33 protein-coding genes and 2 tRNA genes are annotated in these 25,787 nt (G+C 45.1%); 23 read left to right on the top strand and 12 right to left on the bottom strand.

What is annotated here, in order from left to right; translation table 11 throughout:
• Positions 1 to 11 precede the first annotated feature (11 nt).
• The 3 genes from ICN31_RS05045 to ICN31_RS05035 all read left to right on the top strand — a co-directional run bounded on the left by ICN31_RS05045 (position 12) and on the right by ICN31_RS05035 (position 1,145).
• Positions 12 to 359: a hypothetical protein gene (locus ICN31_RS05045; protein ID WP_216259184.1), complete on the top strand. Its 348-nt coding sequence runs from the start codon at positions 12 to 14 to the stop codon at positions 357 to 359.
• 366 nt (positions 360 to 725) lie between these two features.
• The gene (locus ICN31_RS05040; RefSeq protein WP_216259182.1) at positions 726 to 911 is read left to right on the top strand and encodes a hypothetical protein; all 186 of its coding nucleotides are present in this window, start codon (positions 726 to 728) and stop codon (positions 909 to 911) included.
• 27 nt (positions 912 to 938) lie between these two features.
• On the top strand, positions 939 to 1,145 hold the full coding sequence (locus ICN31_RS05035) for a hypothetical protein (protein ID WP_216259172.1): 207 nt from the start codon (positions 939 to 941) through the stop codon (positions 1,143 to 1,145).
• A gap of 5 nt (positions 1,146 to 1,150) precedes the next feature.
• On the opposite strand, the gene ICN31_RS05030 is transcribed toward ICN31_RS05035, so the two are convergent.
• Positions 1,151 to 1,492 (bottom strand): hypothetical protein, encoded by a 342-nt coding sequence (locus tag ICN31_RS05030; protein WP_216259170.1) that lies wholly within the window; start codon positions 1,490 to 1,492, stop codon positions 1,151 to 1,153.
• A gap of 118 nt (positions 1,493 to 1,610) precedes the next feature.
• Here ICN31_RS05030 and ICN31_RS05025 point away from each other — a divergent pair, with 118 nt between their 5' ends.
• Complete coding sequence (locus ICN31_RS05025; RefSeq protein WP_216259168.1) at positions 1,611 to 2,168, top strand: hypothetical protein; 558 nt, start codon at positions 1,611 to 1,613, stop codon at positions 2,166 to 2,168.
• Positions 2,169 to 2,189: 21 nt separating this feature from the next.
• Here the strand turns inward: ICN31_RS05025 and ICN31_RS05020 are convergent, their stop codons facing one another.
• Positions 2,190 to 2,561, bottom strand: coding sequence for a hypothetical protein (locus ICN31_RS05020; protein WP_216259167.1), 372 nt, complete (start codon positions 2,559 to 2,561; stop codon positions 2,190 to 2,192).
• Between the two features lie 268 nt (positions 2,562 to 2,829).
• On the opposite strand from ICN31_RS05020, the gene ICN31_RS05015 reads away from it, so the two are divergent.
• The 8 genes from ICN31_RS05015 to ICN31_RS10670 all read left to right on the top strand — a co-directional run bounded on the left by ICN31_RS05015 (position 2,830) and on the right by ICN31_RS10670 (position 8,096).
• Positions 2,830 to 3,585 (top strand): flagellar brake protein, encoded by a 756-nt coding sequence (locus ICN31_RS05015; RefSeq protein ID WP_216259157.1) that lies wholly within the window; start codon positions 2,830 to 2,832, stop codon positions 3,583 to 3,585.
• A 126-nt stretch (positions 3,586 to 3,711) separates the two neighbouring features.
• A complete protein-coding gene (locus ICN31_RS05010; protein ID WP_216259155.1) occupies positions 3,712 to 4,095 on the top strand; it encodes a translational machinery protein in 384 nt (127 codons plus the stop codon).
• Between the two features lie 21 nt (positions 4,096 to 4,116).
• A complete protein-coding gene (locus tag ICN31_RS05005) occupies positions 4,117 to 4,377 on the top strand; it encodes a hypothetical protein (protein ID WP_216259153.1) in 261 nt (86 codons plus the stop codon).
• A gap of 87 nt (positions 4,378 to 4,464) precedes the next feature.
• Positions 4,465 to 5,559, top strand: a complete 1,095-nt coding sequence (gene dusA / locus ICN31_RS05000; RefSeq protein ID WP_216259151.1) for a tRNA dihydrouridine(20/20a) synthase DusA — start codon at positions 4,465 to 4,467, stop codon at positions 5,557 to 5,559.
• Positions 5,560 to 5,613: 54 nt separating this feature from the next.
• A tRNA-His gene (locus ICN31_RS04995) sits at positions 5,614 to 5,689 on the top strand.
• A gap of 55 nt (positions 5,690 to 5,744) precedes the next feature.
• A complete protein-coding gene (locus ICN31_RS10695; protein WP_216260789.1) occupies positions 5,745 to 5,912 on the top strand; it encodes a diguanylate cyclase domain-containing protein in 168 nt (55 codons plus the stop codon).
• 66 nt (positions 5,913 to 5,978) lie between these two features.
• The gene (locus ICN31_RS04985; RefSeq protein WP_216259149.1) at positions 5,979 to 6,761 is read left to right on the top strand and encodes an SUMF1/EgtB/PvdO family nonheme iron enzyme; all 783 of its coding nucleotides are present in this window, start codon (positions 5,979 to 5,981) and stop codon (positions 6,759 to 6,761) included.
• A gap of 3 nt (positions 6,762 to 6,764) precedes the next feature.
• Positions 6,765 to 8,096 carry an ATP-dependent RecD-like DNA helicase gene (locus ICN31_RS10670; protein ID WP_216259146.1) on the top strand — a complete coding sequence of 444 codons (1,332 nt, stop codon included), beginning with the start codon at positions 6,765 to 6,767 and terminating at the stop codon, positions 8,094 to 8,096.
• Between the two features lie 20 nt (positions 8,097 to 8,116).
• Here ICN31_RS10670 and ICN31_RS04975 read toward each other — a convergent pair whose 3' ends face one another.
• Complete coding sequence (locus ICN31_RS04975; RefSeq protein WP_216259144.1) at positions 8,117 to 9,706, bottom strand: gamma-glutamyltransferase family protein; 1,590 nt, start codon at positions 9,704 to 9,706, stop codon at positions 8,117 to 8,119.
• Between the two features lie 44 nt (positions 9,707 to 9,750).
• The gene (locus ICN31_RS04970; RefSeq protein ID WP_216259142.1) at positions 9,751 to 10,740 is read right to left on the bottom strand and encodes a tripartite tricarboxylate transporter substrate binding protein; all 990 of its coding nucleotides are present in this window, start codon (positions 10,738 to 10,740) and stop codon (positions 9,751 to 9,753) included.
• Between the two features lie 57 nt (positions 10,741 to 10,797).
• Between ICN31_RS04970 and ICN31_RS04965 the strand changes: the two genes are divergently transcribed.
• From ICN31_RS04965 to ICN31_RS04955, 3 genes are read left to right on the top strand one after another with little or no spacing between them, the layout of a single operon-like run.
• Complete coding sequence (locus tag ICN31_RS04965) at positions 10,798 to 12,174, top strand: aspartate aminotransferase family protein (protein ID WP_255530916.1); 1,377 nt, start codon at positions 10,798 to 10,800, stop codon at positions 12,172 to 12,174.
• Positions 12,175 to 12,215: 41 nt separating this feature from the next.
• On the top strand, positions 12,216 to 13,091 hold the full coding sequence (locus ICN31_RS04960; protein ID WP_216259140.1) for an oxaloacetate decarboxylase: 876 nt from the start codon (positions 12,216 to 12,218) through the stop codon (positions 13,089 to 13,091).
• Positions 13,092 to 13,100: 9 nt separating this feature from the next.
• Positions 13,101 to 14,078: a tripartite tricarboxylate transporter substrate binding protein gene (locus ICN31_RS04955; protein ID WP_088525965.1), complete on the top strand. Its 978-nt coding sequence runs from the start codon at positions 13,101 to 13,103 to the stop codon at positions 14,076 to 14,078.
• Between the two features lie 25 nt (positions 14,079 to 14,103).
• Here the strand turns inward: ICN31_RS04955 and ICN31_RS04950 are convergent, their stop codons facing one another.
• Positions 14,104 to 14,295: an LrgB family protein gene (locus ICN31_RS04950; RefSeq protein ID WP_370624272.1), complete on the bottom strand. Its 192-nt coding sequence runs from the start codon at positions 14,293 to 14,295 to the stop codon at positions 14,104 to 14,106.
• Positions 14,296 to 14,377: 82 nt separating this feature from the next.
• On the opposite strand from ICN31_RS04950, the gene ICN31_RS04945 reads away from it, so the two are divergent.
• The 6 genes from ICN31_RS04945 to soxA all read left to right on the top strand — a co-directional run bounded on the left by ICN31_RS04945 (position 14,378) and on the right by soxA (position 19,114).
• Positions 14,378 to 14,827, top strand: coding sequence for a (2Fe-2S)-binding protein (locus ICN31_RS04945; protein WP_216259136.1), 450 nt, complete (start codon positions 14,378 to 14,380; stop codon positions 14,825 to 14,827).
• 10 nt (positions 14,828 to 14,837) lie between these two features.
• Positions 14,838 to 17,054: a xanthine dehydrogenase family protein molybdopterin-binding subunit gene (locus ICN31_RS04940; protein WP_216259134.1), complete on the top strand. Its 2,217-nt coding sequence runs from the start codon at positions 14,838 to 14,840 to the stop codon at positions 17,052 to 17,054.
• A gap of 21 nt (positions 17,055 to 17,075) precedes the next feature.
• Complete coding sequence (gene soxX / locus ICN31_RS04935) at positions 17,076 to 17,516, top strand: sulfur oxidation c-type cytochrome SoxX (RefSeq protein ID WP_088525962.1); 441 nt, start codon at positions 17,076 to 17,078, stop codon at positions 17,514 to 17,516.
• Positions 17,517 to 17,518: 2 nt separating this feature from the next.
• A complete protein-coding gene (locus tag ICN31_RS04930) occupies positions 17,519 to 18,007 on the top strand; it encodes a SoxY-related AACIE arm protein (protein ID WP_216259132.1) in 489 nt (162 codons plus the stop codon).
• A complete protein-coding gene (locus tag ICN31_RS04925) occupies positions 18,004 to 18,333 on the top strand; it encodes a thiosulfate oxidation carrier complex protein SoxZ (RefSeq protein ID WP_216259131.1) in 330 nt (109 codons plus the stop codon). The genes ICN31_RS04930 and ICN31_RS04925 overlap by 4 nt, the downstream gene beginning before the upstream one ends.
• A 112-nt stretch (positions 18,334 to 18,445) precedes the next feature.
• Positions 18,446 to 19,114, top strand: a complete 669-nt coding sequence (soxA, locus tag ICN31_RS04920; RefSeq protein WP_255530915.1) for a sulfur oxidation c-type cytochrome SoxA — start codon at positions 18,446 to 18,448, stop codon at positions 19,112 to 19,114.
• Between the two features lie 8 nt (positions 19,115 to 19,122).
• On the opposite strand, the gene ICN31_RS04915 is transcribed toward soxA, so the two are convergent.
• The 3 genes from ICN31_RS04915 to ICN31_RS04905 all read right to left on the bottom strand — a co-directional run bounded on the left by ICN31_RS04915 (position 19,123) and on the right by ICN31_RS04905 (position 22,449).
• Positions 19,123 to 19,548 (bottom strand): hypothetical protein, encoded by a 426-nt coding sequence (locus ICN31_RS04915; RefSeq protein ID WP_216259126.1) that lies wholly within the window; start codon positions 19,546 to 19,548, stop codon positions 19,123 to 19,125.
• Entirely contained in the window at positions 19,499 to 19,912 is a 414-nt protein-coding gene (locus tag ICN31_RS04910; protein WP_216259124.1) for a surface-adhesin E family protein, read from the bottom strand. Before ICN31_RS04910 ends, ICN31_RS04915 begins: the two co-directional genes overlap by 50 nt.
• A 77-nt stretch (positions 19,913 to 19,989) precedes the next feature.
• The gene (locus tag ICN31_RS04905) at positions 19,990 to 22,449 is read right to left on the bottom strand and encodes a penicillin acylase family protein (protein WP_216259122.1); all 2,460 of its coding nucleotides are present in this window, start codon (positions 22,447 to 22,449) and stop codon (positions 19,990 to 19,992) included.
• 134 nt (positions 22,450 to 22,583) lie between these two features.
• Between ICN31_RS04905 and ICN31_RS04900 the strand changes: the two genes are divergently transcribed.
• Together ICN31_RS04900 and ICN31_RS04895 are read left to right on the top strand one after the other, a co-directional pair.
• Positions 22,584 to 22,672 (top strand) — tRNA-Leu (locus ICN31_RS04900).
• A 148-nt stretch (positions 22,673 to 22,820) separates the two neighbouring features.
• Entirely contained in the window at positions 22,821 to 23,165 is a 345-nt protein-coding gene (locus ICN31_RS04895) for a hypothetical protein (protein ID WP_255530913.1), read from the top strand.
• A 3-nt stretch (positions 23,166 to 23,168) separates the two neighbouring features.
• On the opposite strand, the gene ICN31_RS04890 is transcribed toward ICN31_RS04895, so the two are convergent.
• The 4 genes from ICN31_RS04890 to murI are packed head-to-tail and all read right to left on the bottom strand — an operon-like array spanning position 23,169 to position 25,775.
• Entirely contained in the window at positions 23,169 to 23,582 is a 414-nt protein-coding gene (locus tag ICN31_RS04890) for a biopolymer transporter ExbD (protein ID WP_216259117.1), read from the bottom strand.
• Between the two features lie 2 nt (positions 23,583 to 23,584).
• Positions 23,585 to 24,277 carry a MotA/TolQ/ExbB proton channel family protein gene (locus ICN31_RS04885; protein WP_088525953.1) on the bottom strand — a complete coding sequence of 231 codons (693 nt, stop codon included), beginning with the start codon at positions 24,275 to 24,277 and terminating at the stop codon, positions 23,585 to 23,587.
• 8 nt (positions 24,278 to 24,285) lie between these two features.
• Positions 24,286 to 24,972 carry an energy transducer TonB gene (locus tag ICN31_RS04880; RefSeq protein WP_216259115.1) on the bottom strand — a complete coding sequence of 229 codons (687 nt, stop codon included), beginning with the start codon at positions 24,970 to 24,972 and terminating at the stop codon, positions 24,286 to 24,288.
• Entirely contained in the window at positions 24,969 to 25,775 is an 807-nt protein-coding gene (murI, locus tag ICN31_RS04875) for a glutamate racemase (protein WP_216259114.1), read from the bottom strand. Before murI ends, ICN31_RS04880 begins: the two co-directional genes overlap by 4 nt.
• Between the last annotated feature and the right edge of the window lie 12 nt (positions 25,776 to 25,787).

Raw genomic sequence — 25,787 nt, 5'->3', positions numbered from 1 at the left:
CCATTATGTCAATGCAAAACTCTGATTTTTACCAAGCCGAGCAGTATCTCAAGTTGGGCTTATACCCGCAGGCTTTTGAGGCCTTTATGGCACTTGAAGTTGGTTCTGTTGAATGCACCTTCTTAAAGCCCTGCATGATGGCTATGGATGGTCAACTCAATCAGTCTCAATTGGATACTTTGTTTCATGAGCTAGAGCGTGAGATAAAAAATAGCAATCCTCAGGCGGTATACAACTATGGGGTCGTTAAGAGCCATTTTGGGGATGTTCCCAAAGCCACTGTTTTGCTTCAGTTGGCGATGGATTTGGGGGTTGCTGAAGCGCGGAATGCCTTAACTCGCTTGCTAATGAAGGGCTAATTCCTTAGATCTTTTGGGTATGACTTAGATCTTTTGGGTATGAAATAGATCAATTTTGCTACTTTTGCTTATATTACCCAATTTAATTCTTTTAAAAGCCATATGAATTAGAGGCTTACCACCCACAATTCAAGTTCTCAAGAGTATTTTCCTGTAGCCTTTTGTAATCTTTAAGATTTTCATATTTTTTCATCTGTGTATCCCTGGTCCGTAAAATGCGGCACCTTTTTTCTGATCAAAATCAGCCACTTAGATTTACATTTCAGCAGGTAAGAAATCCACCCAAAACAGGGTTTATCTCTTTGATAAAGGACTCATTGCACCTAAGATTTATCTATGGGCAGTGCCATTCTTGAGGGAGGCTGTATGGGACAAAAAGAGGTTCTCAATCAATCACCAGTTGCTTCTGAGGTCTTTGTGGAGTTGCATATCGATGATCTCGTCAAGGATCGACTCTTGTGGCAGGAGCAGGTTGGCCGTCGAGCTTATCCAAGCGATACGATGCCTAGTGTGATCCATATTGTTAGCTCAAGGCTGAGCCCTCTGAGGTAATGAAAGGTGCGATTGAAAAGTTACCTAATGCCGATATTCACAGCATGTGCCATCTTCGGAATAGGGCTTTACTTTTTGCTGGGACTTATTGCACCTAACAACCAGCCAGCCTCGGAAATCAGTACATTAGAAGCAGATGTCTTGCAGTATTTTTCGCTAAAAGCAGATCAGTATGCCAAGGAAAATGCGGAAGGCTCAAGCACTCAGTCTAATCAGAAGGCTGGTCAAATATAAGTCCTTTAGTTATACCCGCAAGGATAGAGCGCACTGAGTTTTTTCAGTAGAATTTCATCTACGCTGGGCTTGATGGGGCTATCTGGCGAAAGTTCTTGGATGCCCAAAGAAATGATCTCTTTGTAATTGGCGATGCTGAGATTTAAATAGGGTGGGTAGCAATACAAAGGCACTTGCTTATTTGCGCTTAACCTCTTATTAGCAGTATTTAGGCCAGCACTAAGACCTAAAAGATAGGTATTAGTCGATTGAGCTTTATTCTTATTTTCATAGTCCGCAATCGACAAATCGGCTAATGCATTGAGAGATGTGAGGGCCCCTAGCAGGAACAGGATATTTTTAATCATGGCTCTTGAAGTGAATGGTGGTTAATATGCTCTTAATTTAACAGATGCCAGTTCAATCACCTGTAATTTTTCTAGCCATAGTAAGCTATGCCTAACGCAATATTCATAAGGGTAGTTTATGGCTGACATTGATTGGGATTTTTGGTTTTCAAAACCTTATATATACACTTGGCAGGCTGCTGCCTTAGTTCATGGTATTAATCCTAAACAAATTAAATTTCCAGTGCGGGATGCAGCAGGAGAGCTTCATTTTGACCTGTCCAATTTTGATGGGCATTACGATGCATTTAAAGCAAAGCTAGATTTACTGACTGAGCATGCTTGGATTCAAAATTTCTCAGCTCAAAATATGCGCGTTGATTTCAAGCGATTTTTGTTTTGGGCTCGGCATGTTCGTAAATGGGATATGCCTATAAGGCTTGAAGCTTTTGCGAAGGGTGTCGACCTTGATACTTTGGATGAGAATTCGGAAGAAAAAGCGAATTTATTGAGGGATGAGCGCAATACCTTGCAGTTAATTTGGGCACTGAGGAGTCTACTTAAAGAGCACCAGCATGGTAAAACTGACCGCGAACTCATTTACTATCTCTCTAAAACCTACCCAGACAAACCAGGATTTAAGAGATTAGCTTTAGAAATGAAATTGGCTGAAGCGCAAGTTGCTTCAGAAATTTAACCTTAGTGTTATCCCCTCAGATTATTTTGGGTAAGCAGTTGCTTTAGGGATGTCATCGGCTGTCCACGTTTTACTAAGATCACCTGTAGGCCCAAATTTCACAAAGGAATATAAGACGCCAAGGATTAGCGCGGCAATAGCAATGGTTTTAATGACTCTGTGATCCGGCTCTTCTTTAATAAGGTATTTTGGTGCTTGAGTCCGCACTTCAAATACCTCTGGGAATGCGTCTTTAATAGAGTCCTTAGCAGATTTGATGTAGCGATAGCGTAAATCTTCGGATTCACCTATTTCAATAGCGCGCGCCGCCTTAAAGTACTGCTCACTAGCTATGCTCAATATTTTGGCTCTTTTAATGAGGTCTGCGTGTCGTTCAAGTTCTTCGGGTGTCATCGCTTTTGGTCCATTATTAGTTTGCCTACTCAAATTGTACTTTTTTGGGCGACTTTTTGGTTTGATTTATAGCTTTGAATTGCTTGATCATTTGATTGCGAAATTTAATAAAAGCGTCATTTGAGTCATATGCCTGAATACTCTCTTTTTCGATCTTACCGCCCGCGATTTTGAAGCTGACAACCCAATGGTTGGCTAAGTTGGTTGGCTCAATTGAGATGATCTCAAATGTTTTCATGGATTAATCATACTCCCGTAAAATACCATTATGAATTTGATAATATTCCCCCCAGAGCTTGGAGAAGTTGATGCTAAGTTTGCGCTCGACCCCCGTTTTATTTTTAAAAATTTAGAGCGCATGTTCTCCCCAGGACCAACAGCGAGTATTTTCAATGTCAAATCCTCACAGATATTCCCTGTCAGTGTTCAGAGCTTAGACCCTAAAACTGGGATGAAGCTAAAAGTCGAAGAATCCCCCAGAAATGGCCTGAATGCCTTTATAGGACAAACCTGTTATTTCATTGCAGGTCTTGATGGGGGGAAGTTGCAGTTTCCAGTAGCAGGTCTTAAATCTGCTGAGTCTGGATTCCTGAGTTGTGATATTCCCAAGACCATGTCCTTAATTCAGAGGCGGGAAGACTTTAGGGCTAGCGCCCCTCCTGATAGAGCTTTTAAGGCGCTGATCTTCTTTTCAGTTGGCAAAGAGATGATCGGAGATATTGTTAATATTTCTGACAAGGGTATTCAGCTAGATCTTCGGCTTGGTTCGGCTGAGATGGAAGTTGGAACTATTTGGACTGGTTGCTCTTTGGAGCGCTTGACGGCCAGAACTGCAAAATTTGATCTTATTATTAGAAATCTCAGGCCAAGCCCCGTCGAAGCATCTCGCATTAGAGTGGGCTGCGAGCTTTATGAGCCAACTAAGTTGAATTTAAATGAATTTGCCAGTACAAGATCCGCCATTCAAAATGCTCGGCAAAATCGCAGTATTAATTTCTGGTATCAAGATACATCCTGGTGCTAATGAGCCTAATGGGATGAAATTCAAACTATTAATCTATATGGCTTGATTTAAATCAAATTCTGAGATGAATCTTCCTGTTTGCAGGAGTATCCTAAATGAATGGCTATTTCAATGATAGGAAGAACGATGTCATCAAATCATGCGGTAATTTGGATTGATCATCAAGAAGCTCATGTGATGTTTTTAAGTAAGGATGCCAGCGAGGCTGAGATTATTAAAAGCAAATCAACGCATACACATTTGCATCACAAGGCAAATGAAATTGGTAGCGGCAAGCTAGCCCTAGATTCTAAATATCTTCATGCTGTGATGCAGGCGGTAAATGAATCTAAAGAGATTCTGATTCTGGGGCCAGGCTCTGCCAAATTAGAGCTCATTAAACATGCCCATCAGCATGACGCCAAGATAGCTGAAAAGATTGTTGGTGTTGAAACTGTGGATCATCCTTCTGATAAAGAAATTCTGGCGCATGCCCGTAAGTTCTTCTATAAAGTAGATCGAATGATTTAAGTGCTGAATTAAGGAGCAAGTATGCCTAAAGAACCTCAAGAATTAGGCCTCGATGGTCTACCTGGACACGACTATTTTTTGGATGCCGTCCATCATATTGATGAGGCGGTAGCTAGCAAATCAATTGCCAGTAGTGCAGCAAAAGGAATTGTCTACAGTCTAGTAGAAACATTGGGAAGCATGGTGGGAGACCCTGATTTACCTGCCCATCTGAAGTCCGGTTACATGGGCGCTCTTGATCTCGCTGTGGAGTTGGAGGCTAAGCTAGATAAGATGCGTTAACACTCTTTCTGGCTCATCAGTGATCAGGGCAACTTCGCTTGCCCTGATGCATTTAAAATAGCGGTCATAGCTAATGAATAGAAGTTTATGACCAATACCCCAAAGAAACGTCTTGCTGTTGCCCCCATGATGGAGTGGACGGATCGTCATTGCCGCTCTTTTCATCGCACGCTTACTAAAGATGCGGTTCTGTATACCGAGATGGTAACAACGGGCGCACTAATGCATGGTGATGTGCCACGTCATTTAGATTACTCGCAAGATCAGCATCCCGTTGTTCTCCAGCTAGGCGGTTCAGAGCCCAATGACTTAGCAAGATCAGCAGAGCTAGCTCAGCAGTGGGGCTACGATGAGATTGATCTCAATTGCGGTTGTCCATCAGAGCGTGTACAACGCGGTGCCTTTGGTGCATGTCTGATGGCTGAGCCCAATTTAGTGGCTGAGTGCGTCAAAGCAATGAAGGATGCAGTCAATATTCCGATTTCAGTAAAGCATCGCCTTGGCTTAGATTCTATGGATGCAGCTAGCTCAGAAAAAGATTATCAGTTTGTCTTAGATTTCATATTAGCGGTAGCGGATGCCGGTGCGAGCCAAGTTACCATTCATGCGCGCAATGCAGTGCTCAAAGGGCTTTCACCAAAAGAGAATCGCAGTAAGCCGCCGCTACGTTATGAAGTGGCTGCAAGACTCAGACTGGATGCACAAAAACAATTTCCTCATCTGAAGGTCTTACTGAATGGCGGCCTAGAAACCAATGAACAAATTGCTGGTCATTGGGATGACTTTGATGGCTTCATGATTGGTAGGGCGGCATATCATTTTCCGTCAATGCTACTGGGTTGGGATGATTTGATTAATACGAATGGTGATGCAGCTGGTTATCTCTTTAGTGAAACCGAGTGGCACCGAATTCAGATTGGATTAGTTAATCAAGTAGAGGCTTGGTTTGATGAATGCAAAGCTAAAGGAAAACCTTTTTATATTGGCGCTTTCACAAGACATATCCTAGGCTTAGCCCATGGCAGAGCAGGGTCAAGATATTGGCGTCAACGTCTCTCTGATCATCACGCTCTAGCTAAAGTGCAGAGCAAAGCAGCGATTGTAGATTTTTTCATTGATGCCAGCCTAACCCTGGGAGATTGGGCAGCTTTTGAATATGAAAGAACTGAAGTAAGAGCCTAGAAACAGCGTTTTGACAGGTTTTTGAGCAAAAAGCTATAATCAAATCCTTCAGAGGCGGACGTAGCTCAGTTGGTAGAGTCCCAGATTGTGATTCTGGTTGTCGCGGGTTCGAGCCCCGTCGTTCGCCCCATCAAACACTCTATATAAACGCTTTCAATATTCATTGAGGCGCTTTTTTATTCCTTATATTTTTTAAATATATTTTTATTACGATTAGTATCGGCATTGCAATTTATGACCCCCATAAAGACCATGAATTAGATACCAATCTTGTCTTGAAGAAGTATTTCACTCTGTGTGATCAGGCTATGTATCGAGCTAAACAGGCTGGCAGAAATCAGGTCAGCATCTAAGCAAAAGCGGATAGATATCTTTAGAATAGATATCATTCAACTGAGTTCCCTGGAGTTTGTCCCATCATGAAAAAGTTTGATTTCACTCCCATTCTATTTGGCCTATTGCTGACTGCCATTGCAGCGTATTTCATGCTCAGACCAACAACGGGCCAAAGCGCTCCCAAGTCTTCTATCGCCACAGTACAAATCGGTAGCCTCATTTGGGACCAAACCGAGATGAACATTGGTGATGTCAAAGGTTTTGCTGCTACCGGCTTTGTCAGCGCCGCTGAAAAGAAGGGCGGTGGTTTGAATTATGAAAGTGGTTTTGTACAAAAGCCTGGATGGACTTGGAAGACGCCTTATGGTGTTCCTGCTGGAGATTCTGAGCCTGCAGTGCATCTTAACCAAAAAGAAGCAGAATCTATCTGCCGGTACTACGGCAAACGTTTACCGACGGATGCTGAGTGGACCTCAGCTGCATTCTTAGAGCAAAGAGCCAATCCTCCTGCTGGCTATGTTAAAGGACAGCGTTACCCATTCCCTGGTGGTAATACTCCAGCGGTTTCTCATTGCTTGAGTGGTTGTGGTGACTACAAAGGTTTAGCTCCTGCTGGAGCCTTAAATCGTGGCACAGGGCATGTCACCACCAAAACGACCAAGCCCGGTGTCAATGGTATGTTTGACATGGGTGGCAATGTTTGGGAGTGGACGGCCACAGAGCGTAATGGTGGGTACATTACCCGTGGCGCTTCATGGTGGTATGGTCCAGAGAGACAGCAAGAGTCTGATGTGGAATCTAAATCTAGCGATATCACAGTGGTTTATATCGGATTTCGGTGTGTGGCTGATGCCGTGAAACAATAGGGCATGACTAGTCCTGTAGTAGATTCATCCGAGATCGAAGTTACGCCTGATTACCAGGCAGTTATTGAGGCTATTGAGCGTCACGACCCCTATATCTTTGTTAGTGGTAAAGCAGGTACTGGCAAAACAACGCTCATTGGCTATCTTCGAGAAACTATCCCTGGGAATGTCGTCGTTGTAGCCCCCACGGGCGTTGCTGCCCTTCAGGTGAGGGGCGTCACAATTCATTCATTCTTCAGATTACCGCCGCGCTTGATCTTTCCCGAGGAGGATATCAAGCCATTGCGGGATAAGCGTCTCTATAAAGATATTCGATTACTCATCATTGATGAAATCTCCATGGTGCGTGCTGATGTAGTCGATGCGATGGATTTATTCTTACGCGAGAACGGCCCTCAAAAGGGCAAGCCCTTTGGTGGCATTCAGGTGATGTTTGTGGGGGATTTATTTCAGTTGCCGCCAGTCGTATCGAGTAGTGATATGCAAGTGCTCGCTGATCGTGGTTACGAGGGTCCTTATTTCTTCTGTGCAATGGCCTTGCATCGTAAAGATGTCACCATGATCGAGCTTTCTAAGATCTTCCGTCAGAAAGATGAGCATTTTGCTGAGCTTCTCAATCGTATTCGTATTAATCAAGACGTAGATGAAGCAATTGATACTCTCAATGCCCAGTGCTATCAAGCCAATCAAGAAGTAGATGAAGAAACCATCACGCTCACTACTACCAATGCGAGAGCAGATCAAATTAATGGCGCAGGCTTACGAGCTATTACTAATGAAGTTAAAGTCTATGCAGGTAAAATGACTGGTAAGTTCAATGTCGATGAGCGCAACTTACCTTCCGCGAATAATCTCGCTCTCAAGGTAGGTGCGAAAGTGATGTTTACTGCGACAGACCCAGGCTTTCCGAAACGCTGGGTGAACGGTACGATTGGCGTTGTCCGAGAGATGCTTGCCGATAAAGTAAAGGTGATGGTGAAGAACGGACCATATTCCAATACCGTGGAAGTAACAGGCCATCAATGGGAATCTTATCGCTACGATCACGACATGATGTCGGGCAAGATATCTCCCAGCATTATTGGTACTTATGTGCAAATTCCCTTGATGCTTGCTTGGGCAGTCACCATTCATAAGAGTCAGGGCAAGACACTCGATAAGGTCAAAGTGGATCTATCATCTGGTGCATTTGCATCTGGCCAAGTCTACGTGGCTCTGAGTAGATGTAAAACGATTGAGGGCATCTCTCTTCAAAGACCCATTCAACCCAAAGATGTGAGCTGCGATCAGGAAATTAAGCGCTTTTATCTGAACTGCTTACCAGCCTCTAAATAGCTTTAGTAGCAATCTATTAATTAAAACCCAGCAGCCAAACCATCTCTGCGGTGATCGCTACCAGCAATGTAGGCAGAGTCAGCGTCATCGCTGATCTTAGCAATGGCCTGTGCACTACCAAAATCTAAGCTGTCTGCAGGCATCACCATGACCTCATGCCCCATATTCTTGAGGCCCTCAACAATATCCGCAGGCATCTCCGCTTCAACAGTCAGTTTGCCTAAGTCATCAATGCGCCAGCGGGGTGCATCAGAGCAGGCCTGAGGGTTGAGATGCTCATCGATAAAGCGAATGGCAAATTGAATATGACCTTGTGGTTGCATATTGCCTCCCATCACACCAAATGCCATAGTAGGTCTGCCATCCTTTGTTAAGAAGGCTGGAATGATGGTGTGAAAAGGGCGCTTGCCTGGTGCAACTTGATTAGGGTGTCCATCTTTCAGGCTAAAGCTCATGCCACGGTTATGTAAAGCAATGCCACCTGGCGCAACCACCCCTGAACCAAAGCCTTTGAAGTTCGACTGAATATACGAAATCATCATGCCAGATTGATCTGCAGCGCAAAGATAGACTGTGCCACCAGAGTGTGGATCACCAGGACCATAAGAGCCTGCTTTATGGTGATTAATGAGTGCCGCACGGCTAGCTAAATACTCTCGATTGAGTAAGGAGCTTACCGGCATTGTCATCGAGCGTGCATCAGAAACACACTCATAAGCATCAGCAAAGGCCATGCGCATTGCCTCGACTTGCAAATGAATATGCTTTGCAGAGTTAGCGGGATATTGATTCACGTTTGCAGCTTGCAATATACCTAAAGCGATTTGCGCAGCAATGCCAGAACCATTGGGGGGGATTTCATGGAGGGTGTAGTCGCCATAATCAAAGCCGAGCGGCTCAACCCATTCTGGTTTGTTATCAGCAAAGTCTTGCATCGTAAAGCAACCGCCAGAAGTTTTTGCAAAGTCGACCATGCTTTGAGCAAGGGGGCCTTTATAAAAAGACTCGCCTTGAGTGGCAGCAATTTCTTTTAAGGTTTTTGCTTGAGCAGGAAACTTCCAGATCTGCCCTACTTGAGGAGATTTGCCGTCAATCAGAAAAGACTCTTTAAATCCTGGTTGATCTTTGAGAATCGGAATAGCTTCACGCCATTGGCGCGCAATCACAGGAGAAACTGGAAAGCCATTCTCTGCGTAATTAATCGCACGTTTAAATAATTGCGCAAAAGGGAGCTTGCCAAATTTTTTCGATAACTCAACCCAACCAGCAACCACGCCTGGAACAGTCACGGTATTCCAGCCAATGAGATCCATCGCGGATTTACCAGCAAAATGTGCTGGAGTCCAGGCGGCAGGGGCACGGCCCGAAGCATTTAAACCATGGAGCTTCTTGCCATCCCAGAGAATGGCAAAGCTATCCCCGCCTATGCCATTCATGGTTGGCTCTACAACCGTTAAGGTGATGGCAGTAGCAAGTGCGGCATCGACTGCATTGCCGCCATTCTGAAGTGCCTCAATGCCTGCTTGTGTTGCAAGGGGCTGAGAACTGGTAACCGTATTTTTAGCTAGAACGGGCGCACGACCACCGCCAAAGGGAGGGGAAATCAACATAGGGACTTATTTACTTATTCTTATTTACTGCGTTATTAAAAGGTTCAATCAACTTTGATATTCGCTGACTTTACTACCTTCTCCCATTTGTTATGTTCTTCCGTTGTGATCTCAGCCAATTTCTCGGAGTTAGCAAACTGGGGATGGATCCCTTGCGTTGCCATGCGGGCTTTGAAATCAGGATTGGTTAATATCTTGCGAATTTCACGCTCTAGTTTAGAGATGATGGCTGGAGGCACACCTTTTGGTACATAAACGGCATAGAAGTTCTCCACATCGAACTGCTTCATGCCATCTTGCCCCAGCGTTGGAACATTTGGCATCAGGGGTGAGCGCTCTGCAGCGGCAATGGCGATTGGCCGTAACTTACCACTCTGAATATGTGGCAATGAAGCAGTTACGCTATCAAACATCATGAGAGTATTGCCGGCGATGAGATCGGGCAGGGCAAAGCTACTTCCTTTGTAAGGTATGTGCGTTCCGGTAGCACCAATGCGCTGCATGAATAAAGTAGATTCTAAGTGTGAGAGGCTGCCATTACCCTGAGAGGCGTAATTGAAATCACCCTTTTTAGATTTAATAAAAGCAATTAGCTCAGGAAGATTTTTAGCAGGAACACCCGGATTGACGACGATGAGGTGCGGTACTGTTCCAACAAGTGCAACTGGTGCATAGTCTTTACGCAAATCTGCAGGCGGGTTTTTAAAGAGCGCTTGAGAAATGACTTGATTAGTCAGTGCACTGAAATGAATCGTATAGCCATCAGGTGCAGCTTTAGCTGCAGCTTGTAGACCAATCATGCCACCTGCACCCGGTTTGTTGTCAATCACAATGGATTGACCTAAAGCCTCACCAAGTGGCGCCATGACAGCTCGGGCAAATACATCGGTTGATCCACCAGCGGGGAAGGACAATATTGCAACAATAGGTTTCTTGGGCCAATCTGTATCTGGGGCCGCTAATAGTGATGTATTCACTAGAAGGCCAATAAAACCAATGAATAGGGATCTTATTGGATATTGAAGTGCTTTCATTTTGGGTTCCATTCAGTTTCTTAAGGATGATCAGTTATATAGTATTAGATATTTAGAATGAGTTCATTCATTTCAGTAGAAAGATCTATGGCAGCTTCCGATTCCAACAAAATTGATATGTCAGCTTATTGGCTGCCATTTACTCCTAATCGTTACTTTCATCAGAACCCGAAGGTGATGCAGTCTGCTAAGGGAGCTTACTACTACGATAACCATGCACGTAAGCTCTTTGATGGCCTCTCTGGGCTCTGGTGCTCCCCCTTGGGGCATGCTGATCCACGTATTGGTGCAGCCATTAATAAACAATATGAAACCATGGATTATTGCCCTGCATTTCAGATGGCAAGTGAGGCTACTTTTACGTTGGCAAGTCGCATTGTCAAAATGGCGCCCAAGGGATTGGAGAAAGTGTTTTTTACCAACTCTGGCTCTGAAGGGGTCGATACCGCACTCAAGATTGCGATTGGATACCATCGCGTGATGGGCAACGCTTCTCGAGTGCGCATGATTGGACGTGATCGTGCTTATCACGGTGTTGGGATGGGTGGCATCTCAGTTGGGGGCATGGTGGCTAACCGAAAAATGTTTACCAGCTTAATGATTGCAGGCGTAGATCATTTACCGCATACCTTAAATCTTTCTCAAATGGCTTTCTCTAAAGGCCAGCCGAAGTGGGGTGCTCATCTGGCCGATGAATTAGAAAAGATCGTCGCTCTGCAGGATGCTAATACGATTGCAGCAGTGATTCTGGAGCCTGTGCAAGGATCTACTGGTGTGATTGTTCCGCCAGAAGGTTATCTACAAAAGATACGTGAGATTTGTACTAAGCACGGCATTCTCTTGATCTTTGATGAAGTGATTACGGGTTTTGGCCGCTTAGGCGCGAACTTTGGCGCTGATCGCTTTGGTGTAGTGCCTGATATGCTGATTTTTGCCAAAGCCATTACTAATGGTGTTATCCCGATGGGCGGCGTACTGGTCCGTGGTGATATTTATGACAGTATCATCAATAACGGCGGGCAAGAGCAGTCGATTGAATTCTTTCATGGCTACACCTACTCAGGACATCCCATACCCACTGCAGCGGCGCATGCAGTGCTTGATATTTTTGAATCAGATGATTTAGTCAATCGAGCTAAGGCACTAGAACCCATTCTAGAAAATGGACTTCATGCACTCAAAGGTAAATCCGGAATACTGGATATTCGAAACTTTGGATTATCTGGCGCAATTGATTTAGATCCCGTTCCTGGAAAGCCTGGGTTACGTGCATTGAAAGTTCTAGAGGCTTGTATTGAGCGGGGAGCTCTCGTGCGGGTAGCGGGTGACTGTATTGCAGTAGGCCCACCATTTATTTCAAAGCCGGAAGAAGTAGAGTTCTTGTGCAGTGCGCTTGGTGAGGCAGTAGATGCTGCGATGGAAATCAATACCTAGAAAATTAATAGAATAAAAAATCAATAGAAATGAGAAGATAAATGACTACCCAGAGAACACTTTTTAATGAGCGACTAAATAAACCCGGCTTAATTGTTGCGCCTGGTGTTTATGAAATGGTTTCATTGCGCCTTGCCGATCGCATGAATTTTGATGCACTCTACATGACGGGCTACGGCACAGTCGCCTCCCTTTTAGGTTTGCCTGATGCGGGCTTAGCAACCTATTCTGAGATGGTTGGTAGAGTTACTGCGATGGCTGGCATGGCAAAGACGCCTTTGATTGCTGATGGCGATACAGGTTATGGCGGCTTATTAAATGTTCGTCATACTATTCGAGGGTATGAAGCAGCAGGTGCTGTTGCAATACAGCTAGAAGATCAAGAGTTCCCAAAAAAATGTGGACACACGCCGGGTCGCAGGGTGATTCCCATGGAGGATATGGTCAAAAAGATTGAGGTTGCAGCCTCATCGCGTACGGATCCCAATTTCAAAATTATTGCGAGAACAGATGCTCGAACAACCTTAGGCTTAGACGAGGCGCTACGACGCGGCGAGGCGTATGCTCGTGCTGGCGCTGATATCTTGTTTATTGAGTCCCCTGAAACTGAGTTAGAGATGAGACGTATTGGTCAAACGTTTCCAGATCATCCGTTAATTGCCAATATGGTAGAAAAAGGCAGAACCCCTGTATTACCCAAAGCAGCACTAGAACAATTGGGTTTCAAGATCGCAATCTTTCCAGTAACCGCTTTGCTCGCTTCAGTTCAGGCGATGACCAAAGTTTATGATCACTTCAAAGATTCTGGATCATCGATTGATAATCCCGTAGAGTTGTACGACTTTGCCGATTTATCTAAGTTGATGGGTTTTGAAGATGTGTGGGAGTTTGAAAAACGCTTTGTCGAAACTAAATAAGAGGTGACTATGAAATTGGATCGCTACCTGGTATCTGCAATCATTCTTTTTGCAGGCCTGACTCCTATGCTCAGCTTCGCACAAGCGAACTATCCTAATCGACCAATACGTCTCATTATTCCATTTACGCCGGGTGGTGTAACCGATACATCGGGCCGCTTTATTGCAGAGCAATTATCCTTAAAGTTAGGCCAACAGGTTATTGCTGATAACAAACCTGGAGCCTCCGGAAATATTGGTTCTCAAATGGTTGCGGCAGCAGAGCCTGACGGATATACCTTGTTATTAGGTTATGCGGGCACCTTATCCATTAACCCATTGCTGAATGAAAAAACTCCTTTTGATAGCGTGAAAGATTTTGCGCCGATTGGAAAAATTGGCGATGCCATTTTGATTCTCGTAGCCAACAATAATTTTCAAGGTAAGACCCTGGCAGATGTGATCGCGCTCTCAAAAAAAGATCCGAATGGCCTTTCGTATGGGACGTCTGGCTCTGGCGGTACCCCTCACATTGCTGGCGAATTGCTTAAGCAAAGAACGGGAGCTAACTTAGTTCATGTTCCTTACAAAGGAGGGGGTCAAGCTCTGCTTGATTTGTTAGGAGGCAATATTCCCTTGGTTTACACAGCAGTTGCTGGAGCAAACCAATATGTTAGTTCAGGACGGATTAAAGCAATCGCAGTATCGAGCGCAAAGAGAAGTCCAAGCATGCCGGATGTGCCAACTTTTATTGAAGGCGGCGTTAAAGATTTTGTGATCGATGATTGGGTGGGTTTATTAGCTCCTGCAAAAACACCTAAGCCAATTATTGACAAATTGAATCAAGCGCTAAATGAGATTTTGAATTCATCAGAAGGTAAGGCAAGGCTTTTTGTAATGGGCATTACCCCTTCTCCTGGCACCCCAGAAAAATTTGGCGAGCAAATAAAGGCGGACCTAGTCAGATTTTCCCCCATTGTGAAGACTGCCCTAAGCAAGTCTGAGTAATGCCAGTCAGCCTTCTTGCTGCTTATCAATGACAGATCACTGGTGTTACTACGGCGCTAGTAACACCATTCATGCCCATTGCTAGGCTTACATAAGCACTCTCTTTAGGGCGAATGCTAAGCGCTCTTGAAGAGTCAATCCCCTTGATAGCGATACCAGTCTGAAACCCAGATTTATATTGCATCGCAATAAATATATTCTTGTTTAATATAGGCACAACATTAGTAAGGTATAAAAAGCTGGAATTCGTCCCGATCTGGAGAATTCCTCAATATTAGAAAAACGATAGGGGAGCAAGCATGGCTGAGTTAAATGTCAATGGCAAAAAATACAAGGTAGACGTAGATCTAGATACCCCATTACTGTGGGTAATACGAGAGCAAGTCGGCTTGACTGGCACCAAATATGGTTGCGGCGTTGGTGTATGTGGTGCTTGCACTGTTTTATTTGAGGGTCAAGCGATCCGAAGCTGCTCCTTGCCCGTATCAGCGGCGATAGGTAAAAAAATTGAGACCATTGAAAGCCTGGAAAAGAATGGTCAACTCTCTAAAGTTCAAAAAGCATGGGTTGATAAGCAAGTGCCTCAGTGTGGCTACTGCCAATCTGGCATGGTGATGGCAACCACTGCACTCCTTCGCAACAATCCAAAACCGACTGATGCTCAAATTGATGCGGCAGTGACCAATATTTGCCGTTGCGGCACCTTCCAAGAAGTCCGTGCAGCGATTCATGCTGTGAGCAAGGCATAAGGGGATACAGATGACTACAAATACAAATACTTCCCGTCGCCACTTTATTGTTGGCTCTAGCGCAATCGCTACTGGCCTTGCAATTGGCTTTGATTTCTCAATCATGTCTGAAGCAAATGCTGCGATGGGCACTGGTACTACAGCAATGGCACCCCTCATATCACCTGAAATTGGTGTGTGGGTAGTGGTTAAGCCAAATGATGATGTAGTGGTGCGTATCGTTCGCTCAGAAATGGGTCAAGGCACAATTACTGGCTTGGCACAAATGGTTGCCGAAGAATTAGAGTGTGATTGGAAAAAAGTTTCCTATGACTATCCATCTCCTGCAGAAAACCTCAAGCGTAATAAAGTTTGGGGTAGTTACTCAACTGGTGGTAGCCGCGGTATTCGCACTTCGGAACAATATGTTCGTAAGGGTGGCGCAGCAGCGCGCATTATGTTGGTTCAGGCTGCAGCAAACCAATGGAATGTTCCTGCTTCTGAGTGTGTAGCAAAAAATAGCGTCATTACCCATACCCCGTCTGGTCGTAAAACTACTTTCGGCAAGGTATCGGTTGCCGCTTCCCAATTAGATGTCCCAAAAGAAGTTCCACTCAAGGATCCAAAAGAGTGGCAGTTGATTGGTAAATCGGTCAACCGTATTGATGGTACGTCTGACAAGGTCACGGGTAAGCAAATTTATGCAATTGATCTAAAGCTACCGGGAATGCTCACGGCAACGATTAAAGAGGCCCCAGTCTTTGGTAGCAAGGTAAAGAGCTACGATGCCGCTAAAGCCCAAAGCATGAAGGGCGTGAAAAAGATTGTTCAAGTGGGGGATGGAGCGATTGCAGTAGTGGCTGACACTTTCTGGCAGGCAAAGACTGCATTAGATCAAGTCAATATTGTTTGGGAAAGTAGCCCTAATGAGAATGTATCAAGCGCCTCCATTAAGAAGATGCTTGAGGAGGGCTTGAATGCGAGCGATACATTTGTGGGTAATGCAAATGGTGACGTGAACGCTGCACTCGCTAGTGCATCTAAAAAGATTGAAGCTACTTATTTCTACCCATTCTTAAATCACGCTACTTTAGAGCCACAAACGGCCACGGCTAAGTGGACGGCAGATTCTTGCGAGGCATGGGTACCTACCCAAGATGGTGAAGCTTCACTTGCTGCAGTGATTGCAGCCTCAGGTTTACCTGCAGACAAGTGTAATGTCTACAAAGTGAACCTTGGCGGTGGATTTGGTCGCCGTGGTGCGTTTCAGGACTACACCACTCAAGCGGTCAATATCGCTAAGCAAATGCCAGGTACTCCAGTCAAATTGATTTGGACGCGTGAAGAAGATATGACTCAGGGCCGTTACCATCCAGTCATGATGTGCAAGATGACAGCCGCCATTGATGATAAGAAAAATATCACTGGCTTAAACATGCGCCTATCAGGGCAGTCTATTTTGTCGGCAGTACGTCCCGCTGTTGTTGCTGCTAACAAAGGTAAGGACCCTGTCGTGTTTCAAGGATTGGATCCAACGGGAGAGCATGGCATTACTTATAGCTTCCCTAATCTGAATATTGATCATGCTATGCGCAATACCCATGTACCACCGGGTTTTTGGCGCGGCGTTAACGTGAATCAGAATGCGGTCTTCATTGAAACGTTTATGGATGAGATGGCTGAAGCAACGGGTATGGATGCAGTAGAGTTCCGCCGTAAGCATATGAAAGAGTTCCCACGTGCAGTCGCAGTACTCAATGCGGTTGCAGATGGTATCGGCTGGAACAAGCCTGCGGCACCTGGCGTATTCCGTGGCGTGGCGCAAATGCGTTCTTTCGGTAGCTATGTAGCCGCTGCTTGTGAGATCTCTGTGAAAAATGGCAATGAAGTGAAGATTCATCGCATCGTAGCCGCTACAGACCCAGGCTATATTGTTAATCCAGCGCAAGTTGCACGTCAGGTGTCTGGCTCATTTGTTTATGGCCTGTCAGCTCTATTCGAAGAAGAGATCACTATCGAAAAAGGTGCGGTAGTTCAAAAGAACTTCGATACCTTTGGCTCCATTCGCCTATCTCAAATGCCTCCTGTTGAAACGATCGTCATTCAAGGCGGCGGTAAAGATTGGGGCGGTGTAGGTGAACCAACGATTGCAGTTGCAGCGCCAGCTGTACTCAATGCGTTTTATCGTGCAACCGGTAAGCGCTTGCGTACAGTGCCATTAAAAAATAGTGGCATCAAGCTGGTTTAAAGCTACTGTGATATTGCACCGATGAGAATGAGGTTTGCACTAGCAACATGCTTGCTAGGCTTCCTCACTCTCAGTTTTGCAAACGCTCAAACCATTGTAGGGGATTCGATTGCCGAATCTCTTTCTTCTACCGCCGGCGATATCACTCGAGGCAGAGCGATTGTTGCGAGTCGTCAAACAGGTTTATGTCTCTTGTGCCATAGCGGACCATTTCCGGAAGAGCGGTTTCAGGGAAACCTAGCACCTGAGCTCAGTATCAGTGTTGCTCGCCTCACTGCACCCCAGTTAAGGGCGCGGATTGTAGATGCTAGTCACTTTAATCCGAGCACCATCATGCCGGCCTATTACAAAACTGGACACCTGAATCGAGTTGCTTCAAAATTTGCAGGACAAACGATCTTAAATAACCAAGAGATTGAAGATGTTGTAGCCTTTCTCGTGAGTCTTAACCCCCAGAATTGAAAATGAAGAAACAGATTAATTTCCCTCTCAAAATGCATCGTCGTTATTGGCTCCAAAGATTCCAAAAGTTTGGCCTGTTCACTCTGGGCGCTTGGCTTAGCCCTTCATTCGTTTTTGCTAAAAAAGAAGATGCAGATGAGGCCATTCAAAAAATTACTGGTAATGCAAAAATTCAGGATGGGCGCGTTACTTTGACCATCCCACCCTTGATTGAAAACGGTAATCTAGTAGTTTTAAAGGTAAGTGTTGAAAGTCCGATGACTGCTAATGATTATGTGAAGGCCATTCATGTGATTGCGGAAGGCAATCCATTGCCTAATATCTTTACTGTTTACTTAACGCCACGTTCGGGAGCTGCCAATATCACTACCCGAGTGCGCTTAGCCGATAGTCAGCGTGTTTGGGCTATTGCGCAAATGAGTAATGGCAGCTTTTGGCAAGGCTCGGCAGAAACTTTGGTGACCCTATCTGCTTGCACGGAGATGGTATGAGTAAAACATCGCGTACCCAAGTGACAGTACCGGCTTCTGCCAAGAAGAATTCTATTATTGAGATCCGAGCGATTGTCCAGCATGACATGGAGTCAGGATTTCGTTATACCGAATCTGGAAAATTAATCCCAAGAGATATTATTCGCGTCTTTACCTGTAGCTATAACAATGTTGAAGTATTTAAGGCCGACTTCTATCCTGGTATCGGCGCTAATCCACTAATTATTTTTACTACCATTGCAACGGAATCTGGAACCCTCGAGTTCAAGTGGCTTGGCGATGATGGTTATGCGGCGGTTAATCAAGCCCGTATTACGGTTGTATAAGGGCTCTGTGCGCCTAGCAACTTCTCTTTGTTTTACGGCTTTTTGCTGCTCCGTATTGTTAGCGGCACCAGCTTCTATAGCCGCCAACACCAAGCAATCTAGTTACGAGCTCATGTCTGCTGAAAACAAGGCGATGCAGGATGATCCGTCTCTTAACCCTGCAATGTTTTGGGTCGCAGAAGGCGAAAGCTTATGGCAAACCAAACTAGGCCCAAAAAATATGGCCTGTACTAGTTGTCATAGCGATGCCAAAAAATCAATGCGTGGTGTGGCAACCCAATTTCCGAAGATAGTCAAAGGTAAGCTGCAAACCCTGGAAGGACAAATCAATCAATGCCGATCTGCCGCACAAAATGCACCAGCACTTGCTTATGAGAGCAAAGCCTTATTAGCATTGACTGCCTATGTTGCAGTCCAGTCAAAAGGTATGCCAATTACTGTCAAAGAAACGCCAGCCAATCAAGAGCAATTAAAAAAAGGTCGTCAGTGGTTTAACGAAAGAATAGGGCAGCTTAATTTATCTTGTGCCCAATGCCATGAGGATAGATCAGGATTAAAACTGGGTGGCAGTCTGATACCGCAGGGCCACCCCAATGCTTACCCTATTTATCGCTTGGAATGGCAAACCTTGGGATCTTTGCAGCGCCGCTTACGTAATTGCATGAGCGGGGTGAGGGCGCAGCAGTTTGAGTATGGTTCGCCTGAAATGGCTCAGCTAGAACTCTTCTTGATGTGGCGAGCCAGGGGCATGCCTTTAGAGGCTCCAGGGGTCAGGCCTTAGCCAGAGGGTTACTGCTTGACTACTTCCATACTTTGATCTGCAGGACCCAATAGGGGTGTGCTGTTATCAGTTACCTTCGGTACGGATATTTCCATGCAGATGGGCTGTCCTGAGAGCGGGTTAAAAAAACTACATTCTTTTTTGGTGGCTGCTGACGCTGCATGCTCTAAGGGAGATTTACCCGTGGCTGCAGTGGATGCAAGGCTTGCCGCTGTTGCTGGGCTTGAAACTGCAGCAGTAGCTACGGCACTTCCAGTTGTACTAGCGGCAGTTGTGCCAGAAGCGCCAACAGCTGCAAGTGGAGCAATACAAGCCTGTAAACCTAGACTACAAAAGATGGGGAGTAGGCAAACCCCAAAATTGAATTGAGACGGCCTATATGGGCTATTTTCTTTGGCAGACAACATTAAATACTCCGGCTGTCCATGACTCATTAATGATCGGTTCGAACTTGCTATCAGGAGTGTTGTTATCAGAAACTACTTTGCCTGTACCTTTGTTTCCAGAAAATTCTTTAAAGGCAATTGGGCGATAGCTAATTTCAGGGCAGCTATATTCATTAAGGCCGATTATAGAATTTACAGTCTCTTTATTACTTGGATTTCTTCCAGGCTTCTTTAAATCCAACATTGACATGACTTGTGTCTTCTCGCCACTAGTTCTGACAGTATCTAAATCAACATAAACAACCATCACCTCGTTAGAGCCCAGCTCTTTCCATTCAGCATAGGCACTGCTAAATGGAGACATTAGGACCGCTAGAGCGGTAGGAATGAATAATGAAGTCAGTTTTTTCATGAGTAAGAATCCTAATAAGTGACTGATTTATAGCAATAAGACATTCTAAACGCCTTGGCCGGTACTTTTATGAGGTCTTATTTGTTATTCAATTCTAGCTGGCGCTTAGTGGTCTCAGGCTTCATTTGTAATGGTAGGTATTCGCTCTTCGCCCACAGAGTGTTCATATTGCGATAGAGCTTGTTCTGAACCCAACCAGATTGGCCAGTCTGATAGATAAAGAGTGATTTTTCTAAATCAGATAGGTCATAAACAGCTCGCATGCTGGGGCCCTGGACAGTCTCATACGGATTCTGAGATTTCAGAAATTCAGGCCTTCCAACATTGATAGTGTAGGCATCACCAGGGAAGGGCGTTGTAATATTAAAGAGACTTCCCAATACAGGAACTTTGCTGAGTGGACGATGTTCTGAAACGGCAATATGGGCTTTGCCCCATGCCCAACTTTTTGGATCATTACCGTACTCTTTGCTTAAATACTCCAGCGCCTTATCAAAGGCATTGTTGGATGACTCCAAACATGATTCCACAGGTTTTGTTTTGGGATCATCGCACCAAAGGCTATCAGGATTTTGTAAGGCCAGTAACAAAGGGTGCCTAAAACTCCTTGAACCATAACTCTCAGTAAAGAGATAACTTAAGCGTGAGAATAGATTGCGAGTAAGCTGATCGGCCCAGGCGTTAAAAATGAGAGCGCCAGCACTATCGACTTTCATATCACCATCAAAGTTCTGAATGATTTCTTGTGCTTGAGAAGCTAGCTTATGACTTGGCTTACTGGATTTAAATAAACCTAATAGTGGCGTAGCCCCTAGCGATAGCGTATCTGCCTGCATCGTTTTCATGTAATCAAGATCATGGCTATTTCTAGATTTAATGAGCTCAGCGATGCGGTCGTAACGCGTTGGCAAATCCCAGTCAGCTGTTAATGGATTTGGATCATTGGTGGCAATAATTCTTTGATTGGCTGTAGCAAGCCATCCTTGTTCTGGGTTATTGCTAGCTGGTAATTGCTCAAAAGGAACATAGCCGTTCCAATCAAATTGTTTTTCCCACCCGAGGGCAGGGGCAACACCATATAAGCCCTGATGCAAGATGCGTTTAGGCGCAACACCTGCTGCCTGATAGATGATATTGCCTTCGGTATCTGCCATTACAACGTTTTGCATTAGGGCATAGTTTTTGCGAAGCGCTTGTTTAAATGAATCAAGATCTTTTGCACGATTCATTTCTAAAAGGCCTACGACGGATTGATTTTCAATATCCAATGCTGTCCAGCGCAGGGCTAAAGCAAATCGTTTGGTATCGATACTTCTTTTAGCGCGTGCATGGGAATCAGAGATCACGGGCCCGTGACGTGTTTCCTTCACTAAGAAGGTTAGAGAAGGAGCGCCTTTGATATCAATAATTTCTTGATGCACCTTAAAAGGTAAGAGCCCATCTGGACCGCGATACATGCTCGGATTATTAAGGTCAATCTGCTCAATGTATAAATCCTGAACATCAGGATTAGTATTGGTAAAGCTCCAGGCAAACTTATCCGTTCTTCCAAGGACAACTGCTGGTATGCCTGGTAGGGTGCTACCAATCACATTCATACCGGGCGCATCGAGATGGGCAAAATACCAAATTGCTGGGGCCGATAATCCCAAATGAGGGTCATTCGCTAGCAAGGGCTTCCCGCTAGCGGTGAGCTTGCCACTCAAGGCCCAGTTGTTTGATCCAATACCTTCTTTACCACCAGGAAGCTCGAAAGAGCCAAGCTCGGTAGAGGGAAGATTTTTCGATTTACCTTCAGCAGGTCCTGCCGCAGGATTAAAGATATTGAGATCTTTGTACATCTTAGCGAAATCGATATTACTTACAGGTGAGCCTGGTTCGAATGAAGGCAGGATTTCCCAGATTTGTTTAGTCGTAAGGAACTGGGACAGTTCAAGTCGTTGCAATTCTTTATCCCAGTTACCGCCAAGATCGTAGGCCATCATTAACATCCAGGCAACACTATCAGTAGGCGACCAATGTCCAGGCTTCGAACCTGTTAAGAAATACTCTACTGGTAGTGCCCAGCCTAGTTGGGCGTTGCCAGTATTCACGCCATCGGCATAAGCTTGGAGCAAACGTTTAGTGGCAACGGGGTAATGATCAAATTGACGCTCGGCGGCGCGCTTAACGCCGAGCGTGCGAATAAAGCGATCAATTTTGACAGTCTCGTTCCCTAAAATTTCAGAGAGGCGGCCACTAGCTAGGCGTCGATTCACCTCCATTTGCCAGGAGCGCTCGGTAGCATGCAGATAACCTAAGGCAAATATTGCATCGGTTTGTGAATTCGCTTTAATGTGCGGAATGTCAGACTCATCAAAGGTAATGACTACCGAGTCACCAATGCCTTTAATGACACGCTTGCCTGAAGGGGAGCTCTGGGCCGAATACAAATAGGCCATTGTAGTGATTAAGCAGATCGCCAAGACACTAGCAATAATCCAAAAAACTGGGCGCAAGAGCTTGCCAAGTCCGGTTAATTTACTATCCAATTTCATGGCAACAGTTTAGTGGTTTTGGCTTGCCCAAGCCACAAGTCGGCCTAGGGCTTGCTTCCTGTGGCTTTCTGGGCTTGCGTGCTAAAATTCGCCTTGTCTTGATTTATTTAGCGCAGCAGTTTCTGTTTGTGCGAGCCCGAGTGGTGAAATCGGTAGACACAGCAGATTTAAAATCTGCCGACTCAAAAAAGTCGTGCCGGTTCGATTCCGGCCTCGGGCACCATCAATTCAGTCTTTTCCTCTTTCAGATCTTGAGAAAATTACACTTAATCTTCCTCGCATTACTTTCTTGCACAGTTACTTCGGTGATGGGGCAATCTGCTTTCTTTGACTGCAAAAGATCTGAAAAAGATTATGTTGAAGAGTATTCAATGCAACTGACGCTTGCTTCTAAAACCCAGAAAGCAAAAGTCTATTTGGATGGCCGAGATTTGGATCAGTCTGATTCCTTTGGGGCACAAGTCGTTAAGAGTGTGACACTTGCCAAGCCGAATATTTTTATAGTGATAGAGGCGAATTTTGCACCCGAAGATATTATGGGCGTTGTATATCCCGCTGGCACAGTGTTAACCCACATGACCCTAGATCCAGCTACCGGCAAATTAAAGAAGGTTGAAAAAATACAGGGCGGTATCTTGGGCGCATCTTTAGGAAACGGAACTCACACGAGTGAAGAAACCTGTTTCCCAGCCAAGGCACCTTCAAAACCTAGGTAAGGCTTAATCAGGTTCAGTTACAAAGCCCAACTTCGTCAAGCCAGCGCGACGAGATGCGGCCAACACTTGAGCGACATACTCATATTTCACCGATTTGTCAGCACGCAAGTTTATTTCTGGTTGCGGCTCTTTTTGAGCGGCTTTCTGCGCATAGCCATCAAAGGTTTTTAAATCAATAGCAGTACTATTCCAAAAGATTTGACCTTTATCATCAATCGTTAGTTGTACAGATTCTGGCTTTACCTCATTACGTACGCTATTGGCTTTAGGGAGTTCGATCTTGACTGCTTGCTGGATGACAGGGAGGGTGATGATGAAAATAATTAATAAGACCAACATCACGTCAACCATCGGCGTCATATTGATCTCAGACATGATGCTGTCATCACTTCGATCATCTTGGATATTAAAAGACATATTTATTCTCCAGATTTAACACGGGCACCAGTAGCAAAATAGGCCAGAAGGTCATTTCCAAAGCGATTGAGATCAGCGACCATTAATTTGTTAGCGCGATTAATGGTGTTAAAGGCTAATACCGCCGGAATCGCTACTGCCAAACCTAAAGCAGTCATGATGAGGGCCTCACCAATCGGTCCTGCAACCTGATCTAGCTGCGCGCTGCCAGAGCTGCTAATTGCAATGAGGGCGTGATAAATGCCCCATACCGTCCCAAATAAGCCGATAAATGGTGAGATCGCACCAGTCGATCCAAGAAAGGTAAGCCCTTTCTGAAAACCTGCAGCAATACCATCAATACTGTTCTTTAAGCTTCTAGCCATCCACTCGGAGTAATTGAGTGTTTGTAATAGCTCACGATGATCATGTGCTTGATTTTGATGATGTGCAGAAGCGGTAGCTGCAGACTTGGCAAGATGATAGAAGGGGTTTAGGCCTTGATTGCTGAATGACTGCAGACCTTGCTCATACGATGTCGCTCTCCAGAATTGATCTAACTCAGGCTTCAGTTTGCGAATGTTGCGCAATTCCCAAAAGCGAGTTAGCAAAATGACCCAAGTAATGATTGAGCAGACGAGAAGTGCAATAGCCACAAAGCGGGTAACGAAATCGCCCTCAAGCCAAAGATTTGCTATGCCAAATGGTGTATTCATAATGATGTTTACTTAAGATTAAATTTAATTAAGAGATTGGTGGAAATTCTTTGTGGTGAACCATTCACCAAATAAGGCTTAAAGCGATAACGTCTCCCGATTTCAGTTGCTGAACGATCAAGTCTTGGGAAGGAACTTGATTGCAAAAGGACAACATCTTCTACATTACCATTTTGATCAATAATCAAACGCACTATAACGGTACCTTGTTCGCCAGATCGCTTTGAGAACGACGTATAGTAAGCATCTGCATCAGGCTGATAGAGCACCTCCAGTTTACCAATGTCAGTTTGAATCGGTGTGCCACTCGTGCCCCCACTGGTTGAGGGGGCAACAGCAGCACTTTGAGGCTGGGTGTCGCTCTTGGACTCTGCTTGCTTTTGGGGGGCTGTCGATTGTTTGGACTCTGCTTGCTCAGGTTTTGGAGTTGGCTTTTCTTCTGCCTTTTTCTTGGGCTCTTCTTTTGGCTTTGGCGGTGGCGCTTTAGCTGCGGCTGGAGCCTCTTGGCTTTTCGCTGGTGAAGGGCTTACTAAATTTGCCATGACCCGATCGTCATCCATCTTGGGTGGACGAGCACCGAGATGAATGAACTCTAAAGCCGGCAAAGCATGTAATACCAAAACAATCGCAATAATGATGCGTTCTGATTTGGTAAATGGCAGACGGGAGCTCAATCTTTGTAAGAGGGTGCTCATGACACATCACCCAACAACATAGCGCTAGTGAAATGAAGATTCAAATCACTTGATAGTAGATCTTTAGCCATCGCTAGCAGTGATGCCTCATTCTTGCTGCTGATGAAGGCAACAGATCCACGTTCTTCAGAGTCAGTATTTAGACCTAAGCTTTCGAGTTGACGCCCAAGCTGTCTTACAACGGCATCACTAGTATCAATCAAGGTGATGGTGTCACCCAATAGCTTGCGAATAGATTTTCTTAAAAAAGGGTAGTGCGTACAGCCCAGCACTAAGGTATCTGAGCCTGCATCTAAGATGGGCTCAAGATGCTTGCCTAATAAATCGAGCGTTTCTTCGCTATTGGCTTTGCCAGCTTCAATCAGGGGCACTAGACCTGCGCCAGATTGTTTAATGAAACGACAGTTACTAGGAAGAGTTGCTAATAGGGCATTAAATTTATCGCTGTTCAGAGTGGCCTCAGTAGCTAAGACACCCACGATGCCATTTTGAGATTGCATGGCTGCTGGTTTGATTCCTGGCTCAACCCCAATGATCGGAATGCTCAGCTCAGCACGAATCTGTTTGATTGCTTCGGCTGTAGCGGTATTACAAGCGACCACAATGGCATCACAGCCCTTACTTGCTAAGTACTTACAGAGGATCAGGCTGCGGGCTGCAATCCACTCACTAGATTTTTCTCCATAGGGTGCATTGGCTGAGTCCGCAAGATAAATATAGTCATGCTGGGGAAGCTGGCGCAAAGCCTCATCCAATATGGATAAGCCTCCGACGCCAGAATCAAAAACCCCAATGAGTGCCAATGCAGTGCTAGC

This window comes from Polynucleobacter sp. UB-Piko-W3, assembly GCF_018881635.1.
Lineage (GTDB): Bacteria > Pseudomonadota > Gammaproteobacteria > Burkholderiales > Burkholderiaceae > Polynucleobacter.
Note: the sequence above shows the minus strand (reverse complement) of the source record. Positions and strands in the feature narration are given on the sequence as shown.

What these genes read in the sequence shown, in the direction of transcription:
- ICN31_RS04965 (WP_255530916.1), top strand. Translation starts at nt 10,798, where the DNA reads ATGAGTTCATTCATTTCAGTAGAAAGATCTATGGCAGCTTCCGATTCC.
- soxX (WP_088525962.1), top strand. Translation starts at nt 17,076, where the DNA reads ATGAGAATGAGGTTTGCACTAGCAACATGCTTGCTAGGCTTCCTCACT.
- ICN31_RS04895 (WP_255530913.1), top strand. Translation starts at nt 22,821, where the DNA reads ATGCAACTGACGCTTGCTTCTAAAACCCAGAAAGCAAAAGTCTATTTG.
- ICN31_RS04975 (WP_216259144.1), bottom strand. Translation starts at nt 9,706, where the DNA reads ATGTTGATTTCCCCTCCCTTTGGCGGTGGTCGTGCGCCCGTTCTAGCT.
- ICN31_RS04890 (WP_216259117.1), bottom strand. Translation starts at nt 23,582, where the DNA reads ATGTCTTTTAATATCCAAGATGATCGAAGTGATGACAGCATCATGTCT.
- ICN31_RS04905 (WP_216259122.1), bottom strand. Translation starts at nt 22,449, where the DNA reads ATGAAATTGGATAGTAAATTAACCGGACTTGGCAAGCTCTTGCGCCCA.
- ICN31_RS04880 (WP_216259115.1), bottom strand. Translation starts at nt 24,972, where the DNA reads ATGAGCACCCTCTTACAAAGATTGAGCTCCCGTCTGCCATTTACCAAA.
- ICN31_RS05030 (WP_216259170.1), bottom strand. Translation starts at nt 1,492, where the DNA reads ATGATTAAAAATATCCTGTTCCTGCTAGGGGCCCTCACATCTCTCAAT.
- ICN31_RS10670 (WP_216259146.1), top strand. Translation starts at nt 6,765, where the DNA reads ATGACTAGTCCTGTAGTAGATTCATCCGAGATCGAAGTTACGCCTGAT.
- ICN31_RS04910 (WP_216259124.1), bottom strand. Translation starts at nt 19,912, where the DNA reads ATGAAAAAACTGACTTCATTATTCATTCCTACCGCTCTAGCGGTCCTA.
- ICN31_RS05005 (WP_216259153.1), top strand. Translation starts at nt 4,117, where the DNA reads ATGCCTAAAGAACCTCAAGAATTAGGCCTCGATGGTCTACCTGGACAC.
- ICN31_RS05040 (WP_216259182.1), top strand. Translation starts at nt 726, where the DNA reads ATGGGACAAAAAGAGGTTCTCAATCAATCACCAGTTGCTTCTGAGGTC.
- ICN31_RS05010 (WP_216259155.1), top strand. Translation starts at nt 3,712, where the DNA reads ATGTCATCAAATCATGCGGTAATTTGGATTGATCATCAAGAAGCTCAT.
- ICN31_RS04940 (WP_216259134.1), top strand. Translation starts at nt 14,838, where the DNA reads ATGACTACAAATACAAATACTTCCCGTCGCCACTTTATTGTTGGCTCT.
- ICN31_RS04960 (WP_216259140.1), top strand. Translation starts at nt 12,216, where the DNA reads ATGACTACCCAGAGAACACTTTTTAATGAGCGACTAAATAAACCCGGC.
- ICN31_RS05035 (WP_216259172.1), top strand. Translation starts at nt 939, where the DNA reads ATGCCGATATTCACAGCATGTGCCATCTTCGGAATAGGGCTTTACTTT.
- ICN31_RS05045 (WP_216259184.1), top strand. Translation starts at nt 12, where the DNA reads ATGCAAAACTCTGATTTTTACCAAGCCGAGCAGTATCTCAAGTTGGGC.
- ICN31_RS05020 (WP_216259167.1), bottom strand. Translation starts at nt 2,561, where the DNA reads ATGACACCCGAAGAACTTGAACGACACGCAGACCTCATTAAAAGAGCC.
- ICN31_RS05025 (WP_216259168.1), top strand. Translation starts at nt 1,611, where the DNA reads ATGGCTGACATTGATTGGGATTTTTGGTTTTCAAAACCTTATATATAC.
- soxA (WP_255530915.1), top strand. Translation starts at nt 18,446, where the DNA reads ATGTCTGCTGAAAACAAGGCGATGCAGGATGATCCGTCTCTTAACCCT.
- ICN31_RS04945 (WP_216259136.1), top strand. Translation starts at nt 14,378, where the DNA reads ATGGCTGAGTTAAATGTCAATGGCAAAAAATACAAGGTAGACGTAGAT.
- ICN31_RS04915 (WP_216259126.1), bottom strand. Translation starts at nt 19,548, where the DNA reads ATGAGTCATGGACAGCCGGAGTATTTAATGTTGTCTGCCAAAGAAAAT.
- ICN31_RS04970 (WP_216259142.1), bottom strand. Translation starts at nt 10,740, where the DNA reads ATGAAAGCACTTCAATATCCAATAAGATCCCTATTCATTGGTTTTATT.
- ICN31_RS04885 (WP_088525953.1), bottom strand. Translation starts at nt 24,277, where the DNA reads ATGAATACACCATTTGGCATAGCAAATCTTTGGCTTGAGGGCGATTTC.
- ICN31_RS04985 (WP_216259149.1), top strand. Translation starts at nt 5,979, where the DNA reads ATGAAAAAGTTTGATTTCACTCCCATTCTATTTGGCCTATTGCTGACT.
- ICN31_RS04930 (WP_216259132.1), top strand. Translation starts at nt 17,519, where the DNA reads ATGAAGAAACAGATTAATTTCCCTCTCAAAATGCATCGTCGTTATTGG.
- dusA (WP_216259151.1), top strand. Translation starts at nt 4,465, where the DNA reads ATGACCAATACCCCAAAGAAACGTCTTGCTGTTGCCCCCATGATGGAG.
- ICN31_RS05015 (WP_216259157.1), top strand. Translation starts at nt 2,830, where the DNA reads ATGAATTTGATAATATTCCCCCCAGAGCTTGGAGAAGTTGATGCTAAG.
- ICN31_RS04925 (WP_216259131.1), top strand. Translation starts at nt 18,004, where the DNA reads ATGAGTAAAACATCGCGTACCCAAGTGACAGTACCGGCTTCTGCCAAG.
- ICN31_RS04955 (WP_088525965.1), top strand. Translation starts at nt 13,101, where the DNA reads ATGAAATTGGATCGCTACCTGGTATCTGCAATCATTCTTTTTGCAGGC.